General features: G+C 56.7%; 18 protein-coding genes. 17 read left to right on the top strand and 1 reads right to left on the bottom strand.

Annotated elements, in window-relative coordinates; genetic code table 11:
• The first annotated feature begins 92 nt into the window (after positions 1-92).
• The 15 genes from G7K71_RS11105 (at position 93) to G7K71_RS11175 (ending at position 15,922) form a co-directional block, all read left to right on the top strand.
• Positions 93-923 carry a radical SAM protein gene (locus tag G7K71_RS11105; RefSeq protein ID WP_166346423.1) on the top strand — a complete coding sequence of 277 codons (831 nt, stop codon included), beginning with the start codon at positions 93-95 and terminating at the stop codon, positions 921-923.
• 832 nt (positions 924-1,755) lie between these two features.
• Complete coding sequence (locus tag G7K71_RS11110) at positions 1,756-2,007, top strand: TM1266 family iron-only hydrogenase system putative regulator (RefSeq protein WP_121450938.1); 252 nt, start codon at positions 1,756-1,758, stop codon at positions 2,005-2,007.
• A 335-nt stretch (positions 2,008-2,342) separates the two neighbouring features.
• A complete protein-coding gene (locus G7K71_RS11115; RefSeq protein WP_313884966.1) occupies positions 2,343-3,782 on the top strand; it encodes an aspartate ammonia-lyase in 1,440 nt (479 codons plus the stop codon).
• A complete protein-coding gene (gene hydF, locus G7K71_RS11120; protein ID WP_207712886.1) occupies positions 3,779-5,062 on the top strand; it encodes a [FeFe] hydrogenase H-cluster maturation GTPase HydF in 1,284 nt (427 codons plus the stop codon). Before G7K71_RS11115 ends, hydF begins: the two co-directional genes overlap by 4 nt.
• Before the next feature lie 4 nt (positions 5,063-5,066).
• A complete protein-coding gene (gene hydE, locus G7K71_RS11125; RefSeq protein ID WP_166346428.1) occupies positions 5,067-6,131 on the top strand; it encodes a [FeFe] hydrogenase H-cluster radical SAM maturase HydE in 1,065 nt (354 codons plus the stop codon).
• Positions 6,128-7,540 carry a [FeFe] hydrogenase H-cluster radical SAM maturase HydG gene (hydG, locus tag G7K71_RS11130; protein ID WP_166346431.1) on the top strand — a complete coding sequence of 471 codons (1,413 nt, stop codon included), beginning with the start codon at positions 6,128-6,130 and terminating at the stop codon, positions 7,538-7,540. The genes hydE and hydG overlap by 4 nt, the downstream gene beginning before the upstream one ends.
• A 348-nt stretch (positions 7,541-7,888) precedes the next feature.
• A complete protein-coding gene (locus tag G7K71_RS11135; RefSeq protein WP_013823365.1) occupies positions 7,889-8,224 on the top strand; it encodes a DRTGG domain-containing protein in 336 nt (111 codons plus the stop codon).
• A gap of 17 nt (positions 8,225-8,241) precedes the next feature.
• Positions 8,242-8,655 (top strand): ATP-binding protein, encoded by a 414-nt coding sequence (locus G7K71_RS11140; protein WP_166346433.1) that lies wholly within the window; start codon positions 8,242-8,244, stop codon positions 8,653-8,655.
• Between the two features lie 473 nt (positions 8,656-9,128).
• A complete protein-coding gene (locus G7K71_RS11145) occupies positions 9,129-10,466 on the top strand; it encodes a [Fe-Fe] hydrogenase large subunit C-terminal domain-containing protein (RefSeq protein WP_013823363.1) in 1,338 nt (445 codons plus the stop codon).
• Entirely contained in the window at positions 10,450-10,845 is a 396-nt protein-coding gene (locus G7K71_RS11150; RefSeq protein WP_166346436.1) for a DRTGG domain-containing protein, read from the top strand. The genes G7K71_RS11145 and G7K71_RS11150 overlap by 17 nt, the downstream gene beginning before the upstream one ends.
• Before the next feature lie 116 nt (positions 10,846-10,961).
• On the top strand, positions 10,962-11,444 hold the full coding sequence (gene nuoE, locus G7K71_RS11155) for an NADH-quinone oxidoreductase subunit NuoE (RefSeq protein WP_166346439.1): 483 nt from the start codon (positions 10,962-10,964) through the stop codon (positions 11,442-11,444).
• An 18-nt stretch (positions 11,445-11,462) separates the two neighbouring features.
• Positions 11,463-12,041, top strand: coding sequence for an ATP-binding protein (locus G7K71_RS11160; RefSeq protein WP_243174877.1), 579 nt, complete (start codon positions 11,463-11,465; stop codon positions 12,039-12,041).
• Positions 12,016-12,372 carry a ferredoxin gene (locus G7K71_RS11165; protein WP_013823359.1) on the top strand — a complete coding sequence of 119 codons (357 nt, stop codon included), beginning with the start codon at positions 12,016-12,018 and terminating at the stop codon, positions 12,370-12,372. The genes G7K71_RS11160 and G7K71_RS11165 overlap by 26 nt, the downstream gene beginning before the upstream one ends.
• A gap of 15 nt (positions 12,373-12,387) precedes the next feature.
• Complete coding sequence (gene nuoF, locus G7K71_RS11170) at positions 12,388-14,181, top strand: NADH-quinone oxidoreductase subunit NuoF (RefSeq protein ID WP_166346442.1); 1,794 nt, start codon at positions 12,388-12,390, stop codon at positions 14,179-14,181.
• A gap of 16 nt (positions 14,182-14,197) precedes the next feature.
• A complete protein-coding gene (locus G7K71_RS11175; protein ID WP_166346444.1) occupies positions 14,198-15,922 on the top strand; it encodes an NADH-dependent [FeFe] hydrogenase, group A6 in 1,725 nt (574 codons plus the stop codon).
• A 269-nt stretch (positions 15,923-16,191) separates the two neighbouring features.
• Here G7K71_RS11175 and G7K71_RS11180 read toward each other — a convergent pair whose 3' ends face one another.
• Positions 16,192-17,109 (bottom strand): selenium metabolism-associated LysR family transcriptional regulator, encoded by a 918-nt coding sequence (locus G7K71_RS11180; protein ID WP_166346447.1) that lies wholly within the window; start codon positions 17,107-17,109, stop codon positions 16,192-16,194.
• A 559-nt stretch (positions 17,110-17,668) separates the two neighbouring features.
• Here G7K71_RS11180 and G7K71_RS11185 point away from each other — a divergent pair.
• Both G7K71_RS11185 and acs read left to right on the top strand, forming a co-directional pair.
• Positions 17,669-18,400 carry an ATP-binding protein gene (locus tag G7K71_RS11185; protein ID WP_166346450.1) on the top strand — a complete coding sequence of 244 codons (732 nt, stop codon included), beginning with the start codon at positions 17,669-17,671 and terminating at the stop codon, positions 18,398-18,400.
• A 262-nt stretch (positions 18,401-18,662) separates the two neighbouring features.
• A complete protein-coding gene (acs, locus tag G7K71_RS11190) occupies positions 18,663-20,765 on the top strand; it encodes an acetate--CoA ligase alpha subunit (RefSeq protein WP_166346453.1) in 2,103 nt (700 codons plus the stop codon).
• Positions 20,766-20,776 lie beyond the last annotated feature (11 nt).

Genomic DNA, 20,776 nt, shown 5'->3' on the forward strand with positions numbered 1-20,776 from the left:
GATATTCGGAAGGGGCGATTCGAAAAGTAAGAAAGTTGCCCGGTGAAAACAACAAAACTTCCGGAGACTAAAAGGAACGGAGCCACGTCGAAATGACCAAAGCGGCGATAAGCCCGACCTACTGCAAAACGGCCCTCAGCAGGACCGGCATTCCGGGCTACCGCTACTGCCTGAACCCTTATGTCGGTTGCTCCCACGGGTGCCGTTACTGTTATGCGGACACAGTGCTTCGTTTTTCCGGCCATTCCGGGAAATGGGGCGATTTCGTAGCCGCTAAAGTCAACTTCCCGGAGGTTTTGGGGGAAGAATTGCGGCGGAAAAGAAACCTTTCGGGTAGGATTATCTTTGGTACCGTCACAGACGCCTACCAGCCTGCGGAAGAAAAGTTCGGCCTTACCAGGAGATCCCTGGAGATCTTTGCGGAGGAGCGGCCATACGCGGAGATTGACCTGCTCACGAAATCAGACATTGTAGTACGGGATGTGGATGTACTCAAGAAGTTGAAAAAATGCTCCATCGGTTTTACAGTAACTACTCCCGATGACAAAACGGCCTCCGTGTTAGAACCCGGGGCTGCCCCACCTTCTGCGCGCCTCCTGGCCGCGAAAAGACTCGCTGAGGAAGGCTTGCACGTATGGGCCTTTATTGCGCCTATCCTCCCGGGGCTAAGCGACACTCCCGGGGTGCTGGAGGAGCTTATATCTGGCCTGAAAGAAGCCGGGGTTAGGGAAGTCTATCTCGATTCGTTGAACCCTTACCCCGCTTCCATGCACCGTTTAAGGGTCGCCTGCCGGGACAGGCTTCCCTGGGCGCTGAAGCACCTGGAACAGTACCTTAGCGATCCCCGCGGGTACTTAAAAACACTCTCGGAAGAATTGGCTGCCCTTTCGCAGAAATACGGCTACGACTTAAGGGTTGATTAAAATCGTAGGTGCATAGCCCCAAAAAATGGGCCAAAAAGGTGGGGTGGTTGTGATCAAATTGAGGGGGCACCACTTGATTTGCCTGCACTTCTACCGGGGTGAGGGATACAGTCGGGAATTTGTCAAAAACCTGGAAGACATAGTGCGCAGGGCTACGGAAGGCGAGAAATTAGAGGTAGTTGTAAGGCGCGGACGAGTTCTACCGGGCTTGCCCGATGTTGCAAGGAGAAGAGTGTGTCGCCAGGGCCGGGGTGGACGCAGAAATCAGGGGAATGTTAACCAATATTTGCCATCACCAGCAACAACTATAAATAAGTTTTTGCCTTTCTTGGGTTGGGCTGTATCGGTGGGGTCAAAAATTATCTCCAGTTTTAAGAGCGTGACTTAGCTCGAAAGCGAGCGACTTGAGCCAAGCGGAAGACTAAACTTAGCGAAATTGAGGACGGAGGCGGGGCCGAGGCTTTGGATGGCCGGAATGGAGATTAGAGGTCGGAAGTTAGAAGTAGGAATATCACAGACGGATCACACCTCAGGGTTAAAAATTATTGTCAAATTACTGATTTTACAGTATAATCTTTCATAAGTACCCTGACGGATGGGGGCCAGGTGGCCCTGAGCCGGAGGGGTATGACAACGGCATAACAGCCTTCCCTGCGAAAAGGGTTTTTCCTGTACTCAAGGGGGCAGCGAAGAACTGGGCAGCAGCCTGCTTTTCGTAGGAGAAAGGCAGGCTTTTTTGTTTACATTAATAGTGTCTTTAAAAAGGCATGGTGCGCTCATTTGTGGACGAATTGCGGGGTGCGTTTAAGCTGCGGCGTTGGGAGGTGAAAGTGTGGAAAGGCGCATTGGGGTGGTCGGCATCCTGGTTGAAGACCGCCAGCATGCCGCGGGGAAGATCAACAGCATCCTGGGGGAATATGCGGAGATTATTGTGGGGCGCATGGGCATACCTTACCGCGAGAAGAACCTTTCGGTCATCGCCCTGATTGTTGACGGCACCACCGACGAAATCGGGGCTATGACGGGAAAACTGGGCAGTATCAGGGGTGTGCAGGTAAAAAGCGCCCTGGTGTCCCGCAAGTAACACATAAAAAATATACTGTCGCAAAATCAGAAACAAAACGGGCGGCGGTCGTCCCTTAAGGAGCGACATTGCGGAGGGCCGGATACGAAACACGGCGCTGCCGAGGTTAGCGAACCGGCAGCGCGAATCGCGCTGGTACCAGTATCGGTAGAATGATTGAGCTACTTAAGCTGTGATTATATCATGAAAAAATAAGACTTCCGACGCATATGCAGCGCTGCCAGGTTCGCTCCGAGGCAAGCCGATGTTTCGTCCGGCCCGTAGCACGGAGCGACGGGGGACGACCGCCGCGCCGGGTAGTTATGCGACAATATCAAAAAGGGTGTTGGATTGAGGTGTCCTACCGGGTAGAAAAAGATCTGCTGGGTGAAAGGGAAATCCCCCGGGATGCCTACTACGGCATCCATACTTTAAGGGCCAAAGAAAATTTTGCCGTGTCCGGGATTCCCGTTCATCGTGAGCTCATCTGGGCCCTGGCCCTGGTCAAAAAAGCCGCGGCCATGGCCAACAGGGAGATTGGCTTGCTGGAACCCCGCATTGCCGGGGCCATAGTGCAGGCGGCGGAAGAGCTGGCCCGGGGGCAGTGGCATGATCAAATTGTCGTCGACGCCTTTCAGGGCGGGGCGGGCACTTCCACCAACATGAATGTCAACGAGGTCATTGCCAACCGGGCCATTGAAATCCTTGGGGGGACAAAGGGAGATTACTCACTGGTCCATCCGCTGGATCACGTTAACCTGGGTCAGTCCACCAATGACGTTTACCCTACGGCCCTGCGGGTGGCGGCCATCAAACTGGTGCGGGAGTTGAGCCAGGCCATGGCTGTTCTGCAGGGGGCCCTGCAGGCCAAGGAGAAGGAGTTTGCCTCCATACTCAAGATCGGCCGCACCCAGTTGCAGGATGCAGTGCCCGTTACCCTGGGCCAGGAGTTCAGCGCCTACGCTGAGGCGGTGGCCCGGGACTGGTGGCGTTTGTACAAGGCAGAGGAACGCCTGCGGCAGGTTAACCTGGGTGGGACAGCCGTGGGGACGGGACTCAACGCCAGCCGGCGTTATATCTTCCGGGTGGTGGAGATCCTGCGGGAGCTGACCGGTTTTAGCCTGGCCCGGGCGGAAAATACCGTGGAAGCCACGCAAAATGCCGACATTTTCGCGGAGGTCTCCGGCTTTGTAAAGACCGCCGCTGTCAACCTGGCCAAGATAGCCGGGGATCTGCGCCTGTTATCTTCCGGCCCCCGGGCGGGGCTGGGGGAAATCGTACTGCCTGAGGTGCAGGCCGGTTCATCGATCATGCCCGGCAAGGTCAACCCCGTAATCCCGGAAATGGTCACCCAGGTGGCCTACCAGGTGATGGCCGGCGATGCGGCCGTTAACATGGCCGCGGCTTCCGGGCAGCTGGAGTTAAATGCCTTCCTTCCCCTGATTGCCCACAATTTGCTCCACTCCCTGGAAATGATGACCGGGGCGGCCAGGTTGCTGGCGGAAAAATGCGTCCGGGGCATTCAAGCTGATGAGGCCCGCTGCCGGCAGCTGCTGGAAGCCAGCCAGGGGGTGATCACCGCCTTTGTCCCTTACCTGGGCTACGAGAAGGCTACCGCCATGGTTCTGCGGGCGGTCCGGAGCGGCCGGCCGGTGACGGAACTGCTGGTGGAGGAGGGGTTGTTCACCAGGGAGGAAATCGAAGCAATCCTGAAGCCGGAAGAGCTGACCACTCCGGGTGTGGCCGGCGTGCGGCATTTAAAGCGCTTTTTAACCAGGGAAGGTGATAAGCCATGAGCCTGAATGCTACCCCCCGGGGGCAGCGGCTGCATATTGCCCTTTTCGGCCGGCGTAATGCAGGCAAATCCAGCTTAATTAACGCCATAACCAACCAGGAAGTGGCCATCGTTTCCGGCATCCCCGGCACAACCACCGATCCCGTGGCCAAGGCCATGGAGCTCCTCCCCCTGGGGCCGGTGATGATTATCGACACGGCGGGGTTGGACGATACCGGGGAACTGGGCGCCCTGCGGGTGCAGAAGACCCTGGAGGTGCTCAACAAAACCGACCTGGCCCTTTTGGTGGTGGATCCCGGGCGGGGAATTGGGGAATATGAACGGGATGTGGTGAACCGGGCCCGGGAACAAAAAGTGCCGGTGCTGGGAGTAATCAACAAAATCGATCTCTACCCCGAAGCGGTTAACCGCCCGTGGCAGCAGGAACTGGATGTGCCCTTTGTGGCGGTCAGCGCTTTGACCCGCCGGGGCATCAATGAGCTGAAAATGGCCGTCGTAAAGGCCGCCCCCAGGGACTGGGCCCTTCCCACCATTGTGGGGGACCTGATTGAACCGGGGGACCTGGTCGTACTGGTCATCCCCATTGACAAGGCCGCTCCCAGGGGGAGGCTCATCCTCCCGCAGCAGCAGGTAATCCGGGACGTACTGGAAAACGACGCCGTGGCAGTGATGGTCAAGGAGCGGGAGCTGAAGTACGCCCTGGCCAGCATGGCCGTGAAGCCGAAGCTGGTGGTTACCGATGCCTCGGCCTACCTCAAGGCCGTGGCCGACACACCGCCGGATGTGCTTTTTACCTCCTTCTCCATCCTGTTTGCCCGCTATAAAGGAGACCTGCCCACCCTGGTGGCCGGGGCCAGGGCCGTCAAGGATTTAAAGCCCGGGGACAAAATCCTCATTGCCGAGGCCTGTACCCATCACCCCATCCAGGATGATATCGGCCGGGTGAAGATACCCCGCTGGCTCCGGCAGGCGGTGGGAGGGGAACTGGTATTTGACGTGGCCAGCGGCGGGAGCACCCTGCCTGAAAATCTCCGGGATTACAAGCTGATCGTGCACTGCGGGGCCTGTATGCTCAACCGCCGGGAAATGCTCTACCGGATCATGCAGGCCCAGGAAGCCGGGGTGCCCATTGTCAATTACGGCGTGCTCATGGCTCACATTCACGGGGTTTTAAAGCGGGCATTATCCCCCTTCCCCCAGGCTTTAGCCGTTCTGGAAGAGGAACAGGTGGAATTTGAAGATGAGCTGGCCCTGTTGAGCAGGTATCGCGAACACAGGTGATCCTATGCGGCACGAGTTCATGGAAGCGCTGGCCAAAGCCAGAGAAGCCCATAGCCTTGAGCACCGGGAAATTCTTATTCTCCTCCAGGCCAGGGGCGAGGAGGTTGATGCCCTTGGCCGGGCGGCCGACGGGGTGAGGGCGGCATCCCTGGGAGATGAGGTGCACTTACGGGGCATCATTGAGTTTTCCAACTACTGCCGCCGGAACTGCCTTTACTGCGGCCTGCGCCGGGACAACCGGAATTTGCGGCGTTACCGCTTAACTCCCGGAGAAATCCTGGCCGCTGCCCGCAAGGCCGCCGGGCTGGGTCTTCCGACCATTGTTCTGCAATCGGGGGAGGATCCCCATTACACGGCCCCGGTTCTGGCGGATATAATCAGGCGTTTAAAGGAAGAGGTGGGGGTGGGAGCGGTAACCCTTTCCGTCGGCGAGCGTTCCTTTGAGGATTACCGCCTGTGGCGGGAAGCGGGGGCCGACCGCTACCTCTTGAAGCACGAAACCGCCGACGCCGCCCTTTTTGCCCGGCTGCGGCCGGGTACCACCTTGCAGGACCGGCTGCTGCGCCTGAAGTGGTTGCGGGAGCTGGGCTACCAGGTGGGGTCGGGGAACATCGTCGGCCTGCCGGGCCAGACTCTGAAAACCCTGGCCGCCGACATCCTGCTCATGCGGGAGTTGGACGTGGAGATGGCGGGCATTGGCCCCTTCATACCCCATCCGCAAACACCCCTGGCCAAAGAGCCTCCCGGAGAGCTGGAACTCACCCTGAAGGTGCTGGCCATAGCCAGGTTGCTCCTTCCCCAGGCCCATTTGCCCGCCACCACGGCCCTGGGTACCATCCATCCCCAGGGACGGCGTATGGGGCTTTGCTTTGGTGCCAATGTGATTATGCCCGATACAACCCCGCCGCCTTACCGCTGCTATTACCAGATCTATCCCGGAAAGGCGGGACTGCACGAGGAAATGGAAACGACACTGGTTTCGTTGAAGAACCTGATCTTTTCCTTAAACCGGCGGGTGGGGAGCGGACCGGGGCATTCCCCGAAAATCCAAGGAGGGATGGAACAGTGAAGTGTGAACCGGCTACCTTTATCAACGAAGAGCAGATTAACGGCCTGCTGGAAGAAGGCCGCCGGGCAACTCCTGCCACGGCCCGGGAGATCATCGCCCGGGCGGAAGAGGCCAGGGGGCTCTCTCCCTTTGAAGTGGCCGTGTTGCTGCATGTGGAGGACCAGGATACCCTGGACCTGATGTTTGCTACTGCCTACCGGGTTAAAGAAAGGATCTACGGCAAAAGGCTGGTTCTTTTTGCCCCCCTTTATATCAGCAACTACTGCATCAACAACTGCCGGTACTGCGGTTACCGCCGGGACAACAAAGAACTGGTGCGGCGCCGCCTGACCATGGAGGAAATACGGGATGAAGTGATTGCCCTGGAAGCTATGGGACACAAGCGGCTGGCCCTGGAAACGGGTGAGGACCCCGTCAACTGCCCCATCGATTACGTGCTGGAAGCCATCGAGACCATCTACTCCGTTAAGGACAGGAACGGCAGCATCCGGCGGGTGAACGTGAATATCGCCGCCACCACGGTGGATGAATACCGGCTTTTGAAAAAAGCTGGCATTGGTACCTATATCTTGTTCCAGGAAACTTACCACCGCGATACCTACCGGGCCATGCACCCCTCCGGCCCCAAGCGGGATTACGACTGGCACACCACGGCCATGGACCGGGCTATGGAAGGCGGCATTGATGACGTGGGCCTGGGCGTTTTATTTGGTTTATATGACTATAAGTTTGAAGTGCTGGGCCTGCTCTTCCATGCTTTGCATCTGGAAGAGCGCTTTGGCGTAGGTCCCCACACCATCTCGGTTCCCCGGCTGCGCCCGGCCTTGAATATCAATCTGGAAAACTTCCCTTACCTGGTTTCCGACCGGGACTTCAAAAAAATCATCGCCATTTTGCGCCTGGCCGTACCTTACACCGGCATGATTCTCTCCACCCGGGAACGGCCCGGGTTCCGGGATGAATTGATCTCGGTGGGCATTTCCCAGATCAGCGCCGGTTCGTGTACGGGCGTGGGAGGCTACCACAGGGCTCTGATGGGCGAACACCGGGAGGAGGGAGATACTGCCCAGTTCCAGGTGGAGGATCACCGGAGCCCCGACGAAGTGCTGCGCAGCATTTGTTTATCCGGGTACATACCCAGCTTCTGTACGGCCTGTTACCGCAAGGGGCGCACCGGCGACCGGTTTATGTCTTTAGCTAAAACCGGCCAGATCCAGAACGTCTGCCAGCCCAACGCCATTCTCACCTTCAAGGAATTTCTCCTGGACTATGCTTCTCCGGAAACCAGGCGGGTGGGTGAGGAGACCATCCAGAAACACCTGGAGTTGATCGAAAATCCCGCCGTGCGTGAAGAAACCGTAGCCCGTTTGGAAATGATCGAAAAAGGACAGCGGGACCTGTACTTTTAGTTTGTACTTAACATGCCTTGTGCGGGTTTGCATCCGGCGGTTCATCAAGTCCCCCTTTGTTACCCTAATCGTTGAAAATATCTTTGGTAGCAAAGGGGGATTTTTTGTGGAATACGTTGGGAGGTGATAAAAAGAGATTTTTGTTAAAAAGCGGCGCTACTGCCGTTAGGCCGTTTTATATGACCGCTTATCCCCTTCAAATGACCATTTAGCAAACTTGTATTGCTTTTTTGAAAAAAAGTATTATTCTGTTGTAATAAACAATTTTGATGGCTAACGATAACATAATATTATTGTACAGGCCGAATGATCAAAAAAGCTTTTTATGGCAGGTGAACGACAATCAAGTTGCATGTCATTAAAAAGATGCTCAATGCCGATGTGCTCTGCGGTGCCGACCGGCTTGATACAGAGGTCACTTCCGGCTTTGGCTGCGACCTGATCAGTGACTCTTTGTGTTTTGCCAGGCCGGGCTGCCTTCTGCTCACCGGGCTTACCAATGTGCAGATCATCCGTCTTGCGGAAATGGTGGAGGCACGGGCCATCGTTTTTGTGCGGGGTAAGAAGCCCGGTGAAGACGTAATCAAGCTGGCGCGGGAAAAGGGTCTTCCCTTGCTGGCGACCGATCTGTTCCTGTTTGAAAGTTGCGGCATCCTCTACCAGGCGGGACTGCGGAGTTCCTGAAACGGGGGTAAGGTGCCTTGCAACTGAAGTTTCAGGTGAAGGGGATGGATTTCAGCCGGGCAGGCCAGGCCGCAACAAAGATAAAGAAAGCCTTACAGCTGGCCGGTATGGATCCCGCGACCATCCGCAAGGCCATCATCATTGCCTACGAGGCGGAGATGAACATCGTCATCCATGCCTATCACGGCACCCTGACAGCCAATATCACTCCCCATAAGGTGGAAATCATCGCCGAAGATGAAGGCCCGGGTATTCCCGATATTCCCCTGGCCATGCAGGAAGGATATTCCACCGCTCCTCCCCACATCCGGGAGATGGGTTTCGGAGCAGGCATGGGCCTGCCCAACATCAAAAAAAGCGCCGATGAACTGGATATCCAGTCGGAAGTAAATAAAGGCACCAGACTGTGGGCGGCAGTTTTCAACAATTAGTTGATACTGTCACAAAACCAGAAACTAGATGGGCGGCGGTCGTCCCATAAGGAGCGACCCAGCACTCACTGGAGCACTTCTTTCTTAAGAATAGCCATTGCTCATATGCCTGCAACACTACTTCGAAGAAGTGCTTAACCAGTGAGTGCTGGGCTGGAGGGCTGGATACGAAACACGGCGCAGCCGAGGTTAGCGAACCGGCAGCGCGAATCGCGCTGGTAGCAGTATCGATATAATGATTGAGCTGCTTAAGCTATAACTATTCATGAGGAAAGTAGACTTCCGGCGCATATGCAGCGCTGCCAGGTTCGCTCCGAGGCAAGCCGATGTTTCGTCCGGCCCGCAGCACGGAGCGACGGGGGGACGACCGCGCCCCGATAGTTATGCGACAGTAGCTAGCTAAGAGCTGAACGGAACGACGGGAGACGACCGCTGCCGGGGTATGGGACAATATCTAGAAGTGGTGATTAAAAATGCAGCAATATTTCCATTCAGTGCGTCTCGACGAAGAAAAATGCAAAGGGTGCACCAACTGCATCAAGCACTGCCCTACCGAAGCCATCCGGGTTCGCAAGGGTAGAGCCCGCATTATCGAGGAGCGCTGTATTGACTGCGGTGAGTGTATTCGCATCTGCCCCAACCAGGCCAAGCTGGCCATCACCGATTGCCTGGAAAAACTAAAAGATTTTAAGTATACCGTTGCCCTCCCTGCTCCTTCCTTTTACGGTCAGTTTAAACCCGAAGTTACCCCCTCCCAGGTATTAAGTGCCCTGCTAGCCCTGGGCTTTCATGATGTTTTTGAAGTAGCCCTGGCTGCTGAAGCCGTTTCGTGGGCCATCAGGCATTATATGGAAGTATGTGTTGACAGGCCCCGGCCGTTGATCTCATCAGCCTGTCCTGCGGTAGTCAGGTTAATCCAGGTGCGCTTTCCCAGCCTGCTGGAACACATCATTCCCATAGAGTCTCCCATGGAAATAGCCGGGCGTATGGCCCGGGAGCAGGCCTGCCGGAAGACCGGGCTTGAACCGGGCGAGATTGGAACCTTTTTCATTACCCCCTGTCCCGCCAAAGTGACGGAAGTAAAACAACCGTCCGAAGGTAGATCCAGTGTCGATGGGGCCATCTCCATGGCCGTGGTTTATGGTGCTCTGCTCAAACGTCTGGAAATGCCCGCACCATACCCGGTGGCCCCCCGGGCTTCGGGAGTGGGCATTGGCTGGGGCCGCGCAGGGGGAGAAAACGAGGCCATTAAAGCCGGATCGCTGCTGGCCGTTGACGGTATCCACAGCGTGATTAGCGTTCTGGAGGAAATAGAAAGGGGAGGCCTTACGGACATCGATTACCTGGAGGCCCAGGCCTGCACGGGAGGCTGTATCGGCGGCCCCCTGGTGCCGCAGAACCCTTTTGTGGCCCGGGTGCGCATGGGTAATCTGGTCAAGTTGTACCCTGCCGGGGAACCATGGGACTTTCCCCGGGATTTCGACTACTATCGCCTGAAAACACCCATTCCGGCCCGCCCGGCCTTAACCCTGGCCAAAGACCCCCAGGTGGCCCTGGCCCGGCTGGAAGAGGCGGAGCGGATTTGCGCCGAACTCCCCGGGCTGGACTGCGGATCCTGCGGTTCCCCCAGCTGCCGCGCCCTGGCTGAAGATATAGTGCAGGGGTATGCCCGCCGCAGCTACTGCATCTTTGAACTGCGGGAGCGCCTGCAGCAGCTGGCGGAAGAGATGGTCGAACTGGCCCAGAAACAGCCGCCGGCCATGGGAAGGGACTGGAAACAGGCAAGGGACGGGGGTGGTGAAGCTGATTGACTGGCGGGAAATAATTGCGGAACTGGAGCTGACAGCCCATTACCACAATGCCCTGCCCCTGCCCCCGGTGTACGGGGCCTACTGTGGTGATATGATGAGCGACGTGCTGGCCCGTGCCCGCCGGGGGAGCCTGTGGATTACCATCCAGCGCCACCGGAATGTAGTGGCCGTGGCTTCCCTGGTGGGTTTGAGCGGGGTTGTTATTTCCGGAGGCCGGGTTCCCCCGCCGGATACCGTTGCCCTGGCCGAGAAGGAAGGTGTGCCTCTCTTCTCCACACCCCTTGATAGTTTTCATGCCGCCGGCAGGTTTTATTGCCTGCTCACCAGGGCCGGTTTGATCAACCAGGAGGAAAATAGTGTCGCTGAACCACAAAAATGAGCGGGGACGGCCGCGCCCGCACCGGTAGATTGAAGACCGGGACATGAAGGGAGGTGATGTATCCTTTTGGGGTCCGCTACTAGCATAGATAGACCATGAGCAAGGAGGTTGTTGTGATGTCCGTTGCTTGCAAGTGTAGCGGGGAATTGAACAGCAGGATGGATGCGCTGCTTGAGCAGTATCGCGGCCAGCCCTCGGCGTTAATTCAGGTGCTGCACCAGGCGCAGGGGATCTATGGCTACCTGCCCAGAAAAGTGCTGCAAAGGGTTGCCGGGGCGCTGAATGTACCCCTGAGCCAGGTTTACGGCGTGGTATCTTTTTACTCCTTCTTTACCATTCATCCCAAGGGCAAGCACCAGATCAGCGTATGTAAGGGTACGGCCTGCTACGTGCGGGGAGCGGGGCAGCTCCTGGACCGCATCAAAGAAGAGCTGGGCCTCAAGCCCGGGGAGACTACCGAAGACGGCCAGTTTTCCCTGGAAGTGGTGCGCTGCCTCGGGGCCTGCGGCCTGGGACCGGTGATCACTGTGGATGAAGACGTTCACGCCCGGGTTCAACCGGAGCGCCTGTCCGGTATCCTGGCGGCTTACCGGCAGTAATTGTTGGGAGGGATTCCCATGATGGAAGAACTGGCTCACCACATCCTGGACGTCGCCAGGAACTCCCTGGAGGCCGGGGCTACCCGGGTGGAGATTACCGTCGAAGAAGATCCGGCCGGCGACCTGTTGCGTTTTTCTGTGGTTGACAACGGTTCCGGAATTCCTCCAAACGTCCAGCGCCAGTTGACCAACCCGTTTTTTACCACCAAAAGCGGCAAAAAGGTGGGTCTGGGGTTACCCTTTTTACAGGCGGCGGTGGAGCGGTGCGGCGGCAACCTGGAAATAAGGAGTGAAGTTGGACGCGGTACAACGGTTGTGGCTACCTTCCCTTATTATTGCTGGGACCGTCCCCCCCTGGGGGATATGCCCCGGACCATCGTCAGCCTGCTGGTGGGCAACGGCCACCTGGACCTGTGCTACCGTCACATTTTCAACGGTCAGAGCTTTGAGATGGATGCCGGGGAAATCAGGTCCCGCCTCAAAGGGATATCCCTGGATACACCGGAGGTACTTATCTGGCTGCGCCAGTACCTTGCCGAAAATTTAAACATCCTAAATGGAGGTGGTGGGTATGAAGTCGCTCGCCGAGCTGGATAAGCTCAGGGAGAAGCTGCAGGAAGAGATGCGCCTGCGGGAGGGCAGGGAGGACGTAAAAGTTGTAGTCACCATGGGCACCTGCGGGATTGCCTCGGGGGCCCGGGAGGTGCTCACGGCCATCCTGGAGGAAATCAGCAAGAGGGGACTGAAGGGTGTAACGGTAACCCAGACCGGGTGTGCCGGCCTGTGTCATTGCGAGCCGCTGGTGGAAGTGGAAAGGCCCGGCCGGGATAAGGTTACCTACGGACACGTGGATGAGAAAAAAGCGCGGGAAATTGTGGTTTCCCACCTGGTCAACGGCCAGATAATTAAAGAGTGGACTATTAAGTAAGTAGGGGGGGTTGGTATGGAACTTTACAGGGCTCATGTTCTGGTCTGTGCCGGGGCCGGGTGTATTTCCTCGGGGTGCCAGGCAGTAAAATCTGCCCTGGAAGAGAGCATCGACAGGCTGGGTTTAAAGCGCGAAGTTAAGGTGGTTGAAACCGGCTGTATGGGTCCCTGCGACCTGGGTCCGGTAATTGTGGTTTATCCCGAGGGAGTGTTTTACCGCCAGTTAAAACCCGCGGATGCAGTGGAGATCGCCGAAGAACATTTGTTGAAGGGGCGGGTGGTGGAGCGCCTGCTGTACAAGACGCCCGAAGACGGCAAGACGGCGGTGACCTCCGATCAGATAGATTTCTTTAAAAAGCAGACCCGCATTGCCCTGCGCAACACGGGAATCATCAACCCTGAATCGGTGGAAGAATACATTGCCCGCGACGGGTACCGGGCTTTGGGCAAAGTGCTTACCAGCATGACCCCGGAAGAAGTCATCGAGTGCATCAAAAAATCCGGCTTGCGGGGGCGGGGCGGCGCAGGATTTCCCACCGGCTTGAAGTGGGAGTTTTCAGCCAAAGCGCCGGGGAAGCCCAAGTACGTGGTCTGCAACGCCGACGAGGGCGATCCGGGCGCCTTTATGGATAGAAGTATTCTCGAAGGGGACCCCCATAGCGTGCTGGAAGCCATGGCCATCTGCGGCTACGCCATAGGAGCAAACCAGGGCTACGTTTATGTCCGGGCCGAATACCCCCTGGCGGTGCAAAGATTGAGCCTGGCCATCGAAAAGGCCCGGGAATACGGCCTGCTGGGAGAAAGCATCTTTGGCACGGGCTTTAGTTTCGACGTGGAAATCCGGGTGGGAGCCGGCGCCTTTGTCTGCGGCGAGGAAACGGCCCTGCTGGCATCCATTGAAGGCCGCCGCGGTGAACCAAGGCCCAGACCTCCCTTCCCCGCCCAGGAAGGCCTCTGGGGAAAGCCCACGGTGATCAACAACGTGGAAACATGGGCAAACATCCCGCCCATTATCCTGAACGGGCCCGAATGGTTTGCCTCCATCGGTACGGAGAAGAGCAAGGGAACGAAGGTCTTCGCCCTGGCCGGTAAAGTAAACAACACCGGTCTGGTTGAGGTGCCCATGGGTACCACCTTGAGGGAAATTATCTTTGATATTGGCGGCGGCATCCCTGGAGGTAAGCAATTCAAGGCCGCGCAGACGGGAGGCCCCTCCGGCGGCTGCATCCCGGCCCGTTACCTGGACGTGCCGGTGGATTACGAGTCGCTGACCCAGCTGGGAGCCATCATGGGCTCCGGCGGTTTAATTATCATGGATGAGGATACCTGTATGGTGGACCTGGCCCGGTTCTTCCTCGAGTTTGTCCAGGACGAGTCCTGCGGCAAGTGTTCTCCCTGCCGCATCGGCACCAAGCGCATGCTGGAGATTGTGGAGCGGATCACCCGGGGTGAGGGCCGGGATGGGGATATCGAGCTTCTGGAAGAGCTGGGGCACGGCATCAAGTCTTCCGCCCTGTGCGGCCTCGGACAGACCGCCCCCAATCCCGTGCTCAGCACCATCCGCCATTTCCGCGACGAGTATGAAGCCCATATATACCACAAGAAGTGTCCCGCCGGGGTTTGCCGCGCCTTGATGGTGTACGCCATAGACGAAGAAAAATGCAATGGTTGCGGGCGCTGCGCCCTGGTATGTCCGGCAAAAGCTGTTTCCGGAGAGAAAAAGAAGCCCCACCGGATAGACCTGGAAAAATGCCTCCGGTGCGGCACGTGTATGGAAAAGTGCAAGTTTGGTGCTATCTATACCATTTAAAGCTGGAGGGAGAGACATGTCCCTGGTGACGCTTACTATAGATGGGCGGCAGGTTCAGGTGCCGCCCGGCACCACCATCCTGGCGGCGGCCAGGCAGGCTGGGGTAAAAATCCCCACGCTCTGTTACCTGGAGGAGTTGAACGTCATCGGTGCCTGCCGCCTTTGCCTGGTGCAGGTAGAGGGAGCCCGCGCGCTGGTGGCCGCCTGTGTAACCCGGGCCGCCGAGGGGATGGTGGTTCATACCAATACACCGGCGGTACGGCACGCGCGCCGGCTTAATCTGGAATTGATCATGTCCAACCACCCCCAGGAGTGCCTGACCTGTGTACGCAATACCGGCTGCGAACTGCAGCAACTGGCGGCCGAGCTGGGAGTGGGAGAAATTCGCCTCCAGGGGGAGATGTCTCCCTACGAGGTGGACGATTCCAGCCCCTCTATAATCCGTGACCCGCGCAAGTGCGTCCTTTGCCGCCGCTGCGTGGCGGTGTGCGAAAAGGTGCAGGGGGTCAGCGCCATTGCCGTCCAGGAACGGGGCTTTGATACCGTGGTGGCACCGGCCTTCCTGGCTCCGCTGGGCGAGGTAAACTGTGTCAACTGCGGCCAGTGCTCGCTGGTTTGTCCCACGGCGGCCATTCACGAGCGGGATGAAACGGACAAAGTTTGGGCCGCCCTGGCCGACCCGGAAAAGCACGTGGTGGTGCAAACCGCCCCTGCCGTACGGGTAAGCATCGGCGAGATGTTCGGGTTGGAACCGGGAAGCATTGTCACGGGCAAGCTGGTGGCCGCTTTAAGGCGCCTGGGATTTGATAAAGTCTTTGATACTGATTTTACCGCTGATTTAACGATTATGGAAGAGGGTAGCGAGTTAATTCACCGCCTGCAGAACGGCGGCAGGCTCCCCCTGATTACCTCGTGCAGCCCGGGGTGGATCAAATTTATTGAGCACTTTTACCCCAACCTGCTGCCTAACTTATCAACCTGCAAGTCGCCGCAGCAGATGTTCGGTGCCCTGGCCAAGACCTACTATGCGCAAAAAGAAGGTATCGATCCGGCCAGGATCTTCGTGGTTTCCATCATGCCCTGTACGGCGAAAAAATACGAAGCCGGCCGCCCGGAGATGAACGCCAGCGGCTACCGGGATGTGGACGTGGTGCTCACCACCCGGGAACTGGGCAGGATGCTCAAGCAGGCGGGAATTGATTTTGACTCCCTTCCCGAGGAAGATTACGACGCGCCCCTGGGTATTTCCACCGGGGCGGGGGTCATCTTCGGGGCTACCGGTGGGGTGATGGAAGCGGCCCTGCGCACCGCTTATGAACTGGTCACGGGTGCCACCCTGGTGTCCCTGGACTTTGAGGAGGTCCGCGGGCTGGAAGGGGTGAAGGAAGCTTCCGTCAACCTGGCCGGGACGGAGTTGAAAGTAGCCGTGGCCCACGGGCTCGGCAATGCCCGCAAGGTCCTGGATGCCGTAGTGAACAAGGAAAGAGAGTACCATTTCATTGAAATCATGTGCTGCCCCGGCGGGTGTATCGGCGGCGGCGGCCAACCGGTTCCCGTGGACAACGAGACCCGGGCCAGGCGTATCGCGGCCATCTACCAGGTCGACCGGCAGATGCCGCTGCGTAAATCCCATGAAAACCCGGCCGTACAAGCCCTGTACAGTGAGTTCCTGGGCGAGCCCCTGGGGCACAAGTCCCACGAGCTTCTGCACACCCACTACACTCCCAGAGAGCGGTTTTAAAACCCCAACATAAACCCCGGAGAACAGGTGTTTGTCAAAAAACCCGAGAGTCCCGGAATAGTCCGGGACTCTAATTCTGTGCGCTTTGGTACCAAGGTAGAAATCGTCGCAATCATTCGTGTGTCGCAGGTCTTTAGCGCTTTTAAGAATTTTACTGTAATCTTTGGGCAAAAACGCCGGATCTATGCCGGCCATAACATTTCTCCTACCGGACGGCATTGGAAGCAAAGGGTATCTGCCATCCAACCATGCGGTTGAAATCCCCGGCGTTAGCCCGTTTTCCCCAACAAACGGCGGCATAGTTCCCTGTCCATGAGGAAGCTTTTGAAGATGCTGGCTGAGAGGCCGTTGCTGACCTGCCGGGGCCAGGCCAGGTACAGGTAGTAACGTATTTGCATCCCCGGGATAATTACCCGCGCCACTTTGCCTGTTTCCAGGGCGTCGTGGGCCGCACGGCGGGAAACCGCGGCTATCCCCAGCCCGGCCCGGACCGCCTGCACCATGGACTGGCTGCTGCCCAGTTCAAGTATGCTGGGAAAATGCTCCACGTTAATGTTGTGTTCGGCCAGTTTGGCCTCCAGAGCCTGCCTGGTGCCCGAACCGGCTTCACGGATAATCAGCGGCTCGCGGGTCAACTCCTCCAGGGAGATGTTGTTGCCCGCCCAGGGGTGCCAGGAGGGAACGATAAAGATCAATTCGTCTTCCAACCAGGGGTGGTATTCGATGCTCTCTCCACCCATTGCCGCTCCCAAAACGCCAATGTCGATCTCCCGGTCCTGTAACCAGCGTGCCACTGTAGCGCTATTGCCCACCTGCAGGCTTACCCGGACTCCCGGGTACTGCTCCCGGAAACCGCCGATAAAAATGGGGAGCAGGCATTCGGCAGGCATGCTGGTGGCTCCCAGCATGAGATGGCCGCTTTTCAACCCCTGTAGTTCATTGACCATAGCCCGGATTTTCCGGTAATGGCGTACCATTTGCTTGATTTCCGGGTAGAGAAGCCGTCCGGCCTCAGTAAGCAGCACCTTTTTTTCATTGCGCTCCAAAAGGGTGACGCCCAGCTCTTCCTCCAGCGCTTTAATCTGAAAGCTTACCGCCGGCTGGCTCATCCCCAACTGTCCGGCGGTTTTGGTAAAATTGCGCAGTTCAGCGACCAGCAAAAATGCTTCCAGCTGTTTTATATTCATGGAAAGTTGCAACACCTTTCGGAAGATTATTTCCAAGAATATTCAGACGAAGGTAAAAAGAAAGCTCAACTTTCAACACTACGCTATCCTTCGTCGAAAATTAAACGAAACGGGCGGCGGTCGTCCCATAAGGAGCGACATTGCGGAGGGCCGGATACGAAACACGGCGCTGCCGAGGTTAGCGAACCGGCAGCGCGAATTGCGCTGGTAACAGTATCGATAGAACGATTGAGCTACTTATGCTGTAACTATCCATGAGGAAAAAAGACTTTCGGCGCATATGCAGCGCTGCCAGGTTCGCTCCGAGGCAAGCCGATGTTTCGTCCGGCCCGTAGCACGGAGCGACGAGGGACGACCGCCGCCCCGGGTAGTTATGCGACAGTACCTACAAGCATGTTCTTTCTATATGATATAATAAAAATCCTGCCGCATGCTTAATCTAAAATACCTCCGGGCCAGCTGTTGTTATTTACCTTTGACAGAACAGTAACGGCAAATATAATTAGGGTGTAATGTACTCGAAGGGTTAACTTTCGAATATTCAAGGAGCGGTTCAATCTTGAGCAAAGAGTTTCAGCGGTATGTGGTAACCCGGGTAAAGCGGGCCATTGTGGATTACGGCATGATTGCAGATGGGGACCGGGTGGCGGTGGGCCTTTCCGGGGGGAAGGACAGCAGCGTGCTTTTGCATATCCTGAACCTTGTCCGGCGGGTGGCACCCATTAAATTTTCCCTGCACGGCATTTATGTAGATCCCGGCTGGGACATGGAAGTAAACGTGTTGCGGGAATTTTGTGAGCACGAGGGGGTTCCTTTTTACTATAAACCCACCAATATTGCCGAGGTGGTTTTCGATATCCGGCAGGAGAAAAACCCCTGTGCTCTGTGTGCCAACCTGCGCCGGGGGGCTTTAAACAATACCGCCCGGGACCTGGGATGCAACAAAGTGGCCCTGGGACATCACCTGGATGATGTAATTGAAACCTTTTTCATGAGCCTTTTTTACACCGGGCAGTTTCGTACTTTTTCTCCTATTACTTATTTAAGCCGGAGCGATGTCACCATGATCCGTCCTTTAATCTACTTGACCCAGGAGCACGTACGGGAAATGGCGCGGCAAAAAAACCTGCCCGTTTTAGAAAATCCCTGTCCCGTTAACGGCAAGACCAAACGGCAGGAAATGAGGGAGTTCGTGGCTAATCTACTTATCAGATATCCCGAATTGCACCTGCGCTTTCTCAATGCTCTCAAGACGGCAGATTTACGCAACCTGTGGCCGGTAACAAAGTAAAAACTACTGAGGTGAACAAAACTTAAGGATCTTTTCCGGCCTCGGATGCAACTATTAGTATAGCCTTTTTATTTGAAAAATGACGCAAAACATTAAAATCTCATTTTCGTTCAATTTACAAAATTACTATTTTAATTCGTGCCCGAAGTAGCTATTTACTCACACTTTTCACCCCTTTATAATTGAAGAAAAGAAACGTATTGTATGCTGTATAATTAGTTTTTAAGTTTTCGCTCAATTTGCTCCAAGAAGGGGTGAGAATGTGGGACTACTGAACAACTTTTACAACCCGAATGCGGTAGCCGTTGTCGGTGCCTCAAAAAAACCCGGTAAAGTAGGCCACTCCATAGTGAAGAATCTAATCGAGTCAGGATTTCCGGGACAAATTTATCCGGTTAATCCCAAGGAGGAGGAGATTGAGGGTTTAACGGTTTATCCATCGGTTATGGCCATTCCGGAGCAGGTGGACCTGGTCGTTGTGGCCGTTCCCGCAGCCAGAACCGTGGATGTAGCCAGAGAGTGCGGGGAAAAGGGTGTTAAAAACCTGGTAGTGGTTACTGCCGGGTTTAAGGAAATCGGAAAGGAAGGTCTGGATCTCGAAAAAGAGCTGGTAGCCATCTGCCGCCAGTATGGCATGCGTATGCTGGGGCCAAACTGCGTGGGCATGATGGACACCCATACGCCCATCAACGCTTCTTTTGCCAAAACTTCCCCCTTGAAAGGCGACATAGCCTTCCTCTCCCAGAGTGGTGCCACCCTGATTGCCATCCTGGACTGGAGCTGCTCCGTTGGTCTTGGTTTCAGCAAGATGGTCAGCCTGGGCAATAAAGGAGATCTTTCGGAAATAGATTTCATTGCCGAAGCTGCCGGTGACCCCTATACCCGCGTAATCGCCTGCTATCTGGAAGACGTGGCCGACGGGCCTCGTTTCCTGGAAGTGGTCCGCGAGGCCACCCGTAAAAAACCCGTAATCATTCTCAAGTCCGGCACAAGCCAGGCCGGTGCCCAGGCCGCTTCTTCCCACACCGGTGCCCTGGCCGGTAGTGACCTGGCTTACGACACGGCCTTCCGGCAGTGCGGCGTAATCCGCGCCCGGTCCATGACCGAGCTCTTTGAGCTGGCCATTGCCTTTTCCCGTTGTCCGATTCCGGCCGGCAAGAGGGTGGCCATTGTGACCAACTCCGGGGGTCCGGGCATTGTGGCTACGGATAATGTGGAAGCCAAGTCCTTGACTATGGCACGGTTTACCAGGGAAACCATTGAAGAATTGCGCGGGGGGCTGCCCGCCGAGGCCGCCCTGTACAACCCGGTGGACGTGCTGGGTGATGCCAGGGCCGACCGTTATCGTTTTGCCCTGGAGAGGGTTCTTGCCGACCCCAATGTGGACAGTGTCGTGGTTTTAATGTGTCCCACCGCCGTGGCCCAGCCCCTGGAAACCACCCAGGCCGTGATTGAGCTGCAAAAGAAATATCCCCACAAGCCAATTATGGGCGTTTACCTGGGCGGCGAATCCATGGCTGAAGGGGCACGGCTCATGTCCGAAGCCGGCATGACCTGTTTTACCTTCCCCGAGCCGGCTATTGCAGCGATCAACGGATTGGTTAGTTACAGTGAATTTCGCAGTGCTCCCGCGGGGGAAAGTGATTTGAACTATCCCGATGTGGACAAGAAAGCAGTCAAGGCCGTTTTTTACGATGTCATGCGGGATAACCGCCTGGTGCTGCTGGGCAGCGAAGCGGCAGCCGTTGCCAGGGCGTACGGTATCCCGGTCGCTCCCATTTCCCTGGCCACCACCCCCGAGGAGGCGGTGGAGGAAGCCGAAAAAATGGGCTACCCGGTGGTGCTCAAGGTGGCCTCTCCCAAGATCCTGCACAAGACCGACGTGGGTGGCGTAAAAATTGGCCTTGATTCCCCCGAAGCAGTACGCAAAGGTTTCATCGAGATTATGGAGAACGTCCATCGCCTGCTGCCCCAGGCTGTGGTCTACGGCATAGAGGTACAGAAAATGATGCCCAGGGGCGTGGAGCTGATCATCGGCATGACCCGGGATGTCCAGTTTGGCCCCATGATTGCCTGCGGTCTGGGCGGTATTTACGTCAACCTGCTTAAAGATGTTTCCTTCCGTCTGGCCCAGGGGCTCACCCGGCGGGAGATTGAGGCCATGCTATCTGAAACCAAGGCCTATACCCTCTTGCGGGGTTACCGGGGCGAGAAGCCGGCCGACCTGCCGGCGCTGGTGGAAGCCATCGGGCGCACGGCCCGGCTGGTGCTGGATTTCCCGGAGATCAATGAAATCGACATTAACCCCGTCTTTGTCTATAACCAGGGCTTAAGTGCCCTTGATATCAAAATTACCATATCGTGAGGTGTTGGCCT

The sequence above is a fragment of the Desulfofundulus sp. TPOSR genome (assembly GCF_011393055.1).
In the GTDB taxonomy this organism is placed as follows: Bacteria; Bacillota; Desulfotomaculia; order Desulfotomaculales; family Desulfovirgulaceae; genus Desulfofundulus; species Desulfofundulus kuznetsovii.

What these genes read in the sequence shown, in the direction of transcription:
- G7K71_RS11105 (WP_166346423.1), top strand. Translation starts at nt 93, where the DNA reads ATGACCAAAGCGGCGATAAGCCCGACCTACTGCAAAACGGCCCTCAGC.
- hydF (WP_207712886.1), top strand. Translation starts at nt 3,779, where the DNA reads ATGAGCCTGAATGCTACCCCCCGGGGGCAGCGGCTGCATATTGCCCTT.
- hydE (WP_166346428.1), top strand. Translation starts at nt 5,067, where the DNA reads ATGCGGCACGAGTTCATGGAAGCGCTGGCCAAAGCCAGAGAAGCCCAT.
- G7K71_RS11145 (WP_013823363.1), top strand. Translation starts at nt 9,129, where the DNA reads ATGCAGCAATATTTCCATTCAGTGCGTCTCGACGAAGAAAAATGCAAA.
- nuoE (WP_166346439.1), top strand. Translation starts at nt 10,962, where the DNA reads ATGTCCGTTGCTTGCAAGTGTAGCGGGGAATTGAACAGCAGGATGGAT.
- G7K71_RS11160 (WP_243174877.1), top strand. Translation starts at nt 11,463, where the DNA reads ATGATGGAAGAACTGGCTCACCACATCCTGGACGTCGCCAGGAACTCC.
- G7K71_RS11165 (WP_013823359.1), top strand. Translation starts at nt 12,016, where the DNA reads ATGAAGTCGCTCGCCGAGCTGGATAAGCTCAGGGAGAAGCTGCAGGAA.
- nuoF (WP_166346442.1), top strand. Translation starts at nt 12,388, where the DNA reads ATGGAACTTTACAGGGCTCATGTTCTGGTCTGTGCCGGGGCCGGGTGT.
- G7K71_RS11175 (WP_166346444.1), top strand. Translation starts at nt 14,198, where the DNA reads ATGTCCCTGGTGACGCTTACTATAGATGGGCGGCAGGTTCAGGTGCCG.
- G7K71_RS11180 (WP_166346447.1), bottom strand. Translation starts at nt 17,109, where the DNA reads ATGAATATAAAACAGCTGGAAGCATTTTTGCTGGTCGCTGAACTGCGC.